The organism is Megasphaera micronuciformis F0359, assembly GCF_000165735.1.
Classification (GTDB): Bacteria; Bacillota; Negativicutes; order Veillonellales; family Megasphaeraceae; genus Megasphaera; species Megasphaera micronuciformis.
In genome coordinates this window covers 1-2,907 of the sequence record NZ_GL538192.1, presented here as the reverse complement: position 1 = coordinate 2,907, position 2,907 = coordinate 1, and the positions used below count along the sequence as shown (strand labels likewise).

The following is a 2,907-nucleotide window of genomic DNA, read 5'->3' as shown; positions in this document are numbered from 1 at the left end:
GGGGATATATTTTTCTTAATCTTTCGATGGCAATTGTTTGTGCTTTTTTTTTACTGCTCTATTGGGTTTAGCAATTTCACGCATTTCTTTCATAAAGTCATCGTAAAAAGACATTTCATATTTCAGCCGAGCGATTTCAGCTTCTAGTTCTTTTATCCGTTCTTTGTCTGATTTAATACTTTGATCTTTTGTGGGTGGTATTAGTTTTTTCGGTTTCATAGATGGTCTACCTTTAGGTTTAGGTTGTAATCCTGAGATTCCTTCATCTAAGTATCTTTTTTACCATGCTGCGATTAGGCTAGGATTATCTAAATTAAAATGTTCTGCTACTTCCTTAAAGGATAACTTATTTTTCCATCTGGTTTCAATAACTTTACGTTTGAAGTCTGCTGAAAATACCTGTTTAACCATTTTTCTATTTATATTATGATTAATCTTAAATTTAAGTAACCACCCATTTACAGTACTTTCTGGAATCTCAAGTTCTTTAGCAATGCTAAAAGAATTCCATCCTTTTTCAGAAAGATAAATAGCCTTTTCTTTTACTTCTTTTGAATATTTTGACACAAAAAACTGCACCTCCAAAAATTGTGTCCAATTTTTGGGGTGCAGTTCATTTTTGAATTGATGTTGACAAACTGTTTTTATTGGGCATACAATAAATGCATCAAAAATATTTGATGTGAGGTTGTCTATGAAAAAATATGAAGATAATGCTAGGGTGTTTAAGGCTCTTTCCGATTCAAAAAGATTAAAAATACTAGATATGATCCATAACGAAGAAAAATGTGCCTGTGTACTACTTGAAAAACTTGATTTGACTCAGTCCGGATTATCTTATCATATGAGAATTTTAAGTGAAGCAGGTATAGTAAATTTCAGACAGGATGGAAAATGGACGCATTACAGTATTAATGAAAAAGGGATACAAGAAGCAAAAAAAATATTAGACGATTATCTATAAGTTTTTAGTCATCCAATGTAGGATGACTAAAAAAACAAATAACACATCAAAAATATTTAATATGTTAGGAGGTAATGTAATGATTGTGTTAATAGGTGAATTTATACAGAACCAAATTTTAGGAATGAAATGGCTTAACGATTTAATAGGGCATATATTAAATATTTTAGGTGTAAATTTAAGTTCCAGAGTTGGAGCGTCACTGCATTTTTTTATTTATGATGTAATAAAAATAGGTATTTTATTATGTACTTTAATTTTTATAATTTCGTATATTCAAAGTTATTTTCCACCTGAACGAAGCAAAAAAATATTATCAAAGTTTAAAGGTATATGGGGAAACATTATATCTGCACTATTAGGTACAGTTACACCATTTTGCTCCTGCTCATCGATTCCTCTTTTTATAGGATTTACATCAGCCGGACTTCCGTTAGGTGTTACATTTAGCTTTTTAATATCATCACCTATGGTTGATTTAGGTTCTTTAGTACTGCTTATGAGTATTTTCGGAGCTAAGGTTGCAATAGTGTATGTTTTATTAGGACTTTTAATTGCTGTTATTGGAGGAATTATAATTGAAAAACTCGGTCTTGAAAGTGAAGTGGAAGATTTTATATTAAATGCACCGAGAGGAATTCAAATTGAAGATGCAAAAATTGAGAAGAGAGAAAGATTGCTATTTGCGAAAAATGCAGTAGTAGAAACATTTAAAAAAGTGTTTCCATATATTTTAGTTGGAGTAGGAATTGGAGCGATTATTCATAATTGGATACCAGAAACGTTAATAGAAAAAATACTAGGAGGTAATAATCCGTTAGGTGTAGTTTTAGCAACATTAGTTGGTGTACCAATGTATGCTGATATTTTTGGAACTATACCAATTGCAGAAGCTTTACTTTCAAAAGGAGCGATGCTTGGAACGATTTTAGCTTTTATGATGGGAGTAACTACACTGAGTTTACCGTCAATGATTATGTTAAGAAAGGCAATAAAACCGAAACTTTTATATATTTTTATCGGCATAACAACGTTAGGAATTATAATAACAGGATATATTTTTAATTTATTACAAAATCTGTTTATTTAAGGAGGAAGAAAAATGTTATTTAAGAAAAAAGCCCGTTGTAACGGGGCATCGGAACAAGGGGAAAGTAAAATTGAAGAAAAAGGAATCTACGTTTTAGGTTCAGGATGTGCTAAATGCAATTCTTTAGAGGAAAATGTAAAAGAAGCTTTAGCCTGCCTAAATATTAAAGAAGAAGTAAAACACATAAGAGATTTCACACTTATTGCAGCCATGGGAGTAATGACAACACCTGCACTTGTGATTGATAATAAGGTTGTAAGTTATGGAAAAGTTTTAACTACGGATGAATGCGTTCAGCTTATCAAGAATTCAAGAGGATAATACTATGAAAATTAAGGTAGCCTTTGTGTGCGTGCACAATTCTTGCAGGAGTCAGATTGCTTAAGCTTTGGCGAAAAAGTACACTTATAAAAAAGCTGATTGGGGGTTAGCTGATCCATCAGGGAAACCAGATGAAGAATTTATAACCGTCATAAAAGAAATTGAAAGAAAGGTACTTGATTTAATCGAAGAAGTCAAGGAATGGGAAAATAATTGAAACAGCAAGATATAAGTTTCTTTGAAAAAAATCTAACATTATGGGTTTTAATTTGTATGGTTATTGGAGTCTTAATTGGTCGTTTTATTCCAATTGTTCCAAATGCTTTGGGGAAATTAGAGTTTTATAATGTATCAATACCAACAACAATACTACTTTGGATTATGATTTATCCTATGATGTTAAAGATTGACTTTAAGAGTATCAAAAATCCAAAGGGGCTTTTTATTACATGGTTTGTGAATTGGATAATAAAACCGTTTACTATGTATTTGATCTGCCTCCATTTTCTTGGACAGATATAATTAAGCTACT

At 31.1% G+C, this 2,907-nt stretch carries 7 protein-coding genes; 5 read left to right on the top strand and 2 right to left on the bottom strand.

What is annotated here, in order from left to right; genetic code table 11:
• Positions 1-15 precede the first annotated feature (15 nt).
• Positions 16-219 (bottom strand): hypothetical protein, encoded by a 204-nt coding sequence (locus tag HMPREF9429_RS09250; protein ID WP_006941605.1) that lies wholly within the window; start codon positions 217-219, stop codon positions 16-18.
• Positions 220-279: 60 nt separating this feature from the next.
• Positions 280-567, bottom strand: a complete 288-nt coding sequence (locus tag HMPREF9429_RS09245; RefSeq protein ID WP_040773621.1) for a hypothetical protein — start codon at positions 565-567, stop codon at positions 280-282.
• Between the two features lie 127 nt (positions 568-694).
• Between HMPREF9429_RS09245 and HMPREF9429_RS03345 the strand changes: the two genes are divergently transcribed.
• From HMPREF9429_RS03345 to HMPREF9429_RS03330, 5 genes are all read left to right on the top strand, one after another.
• Entirely contained in the window at positions 695-964 is a 270-nt protein-coding gene (locus tag HMPREF9429_RS03345; RefSeq protein ID WP_006941603.1) for an ArsR/SmtB family transcription factor, read from the top strand.
• 79 nt (positions 965-1,043) lie between these two features.
• Positions 1,044-2,054 (top strand): permease, encoded by a 1,011-nt coding sequence (locus tag HMPREF9429_RS03340; protein WP_198005677.1) that lies wholly within the window; start codon positions 1,044-1,046, stop codon positions 2,052-2,054.
• Between the two features lie 12 nt (positions 2,055-2,066).
• On the top strand, positions 2,067-2,375 hold the full coding sequence (locus HMPREF9429_RS03335) for a thioredoxin family protein (protein WP_006941601.1): 309 nt from the start codon (positions 2,067-2,069) through the stop codon (positions 2,373-2,375).
• 67 nt (positions 2,376-2,442) lie between these two features.
• On the top strand, positions 2,443-2,592 hold the full coding sequence (locus HMPREF9429_RS09145; RefSeq protein ID WP_006941600.1) for a low molecular weight phosphatase family protein: 150 nt from the start codon (positions 2,443-2,445) through the stop codon (positions 2,590-2,592).
• A complete protein-coding gene (locus HMPREF9429_RS03330; protein WP_006941599.1) occupies positions 2,589-2,897 on the top strand; it encodes an arsenic resistance protein in 309 nt (102 codons plus the stop codon). Before HMPREF9429_RS09145 ends, HMPREF9429_RS03330 begins: the two co-directional genes overlap by 4 nt.
• Positions 2,898-2,907 lie beyond the last annotated feature (10 nt).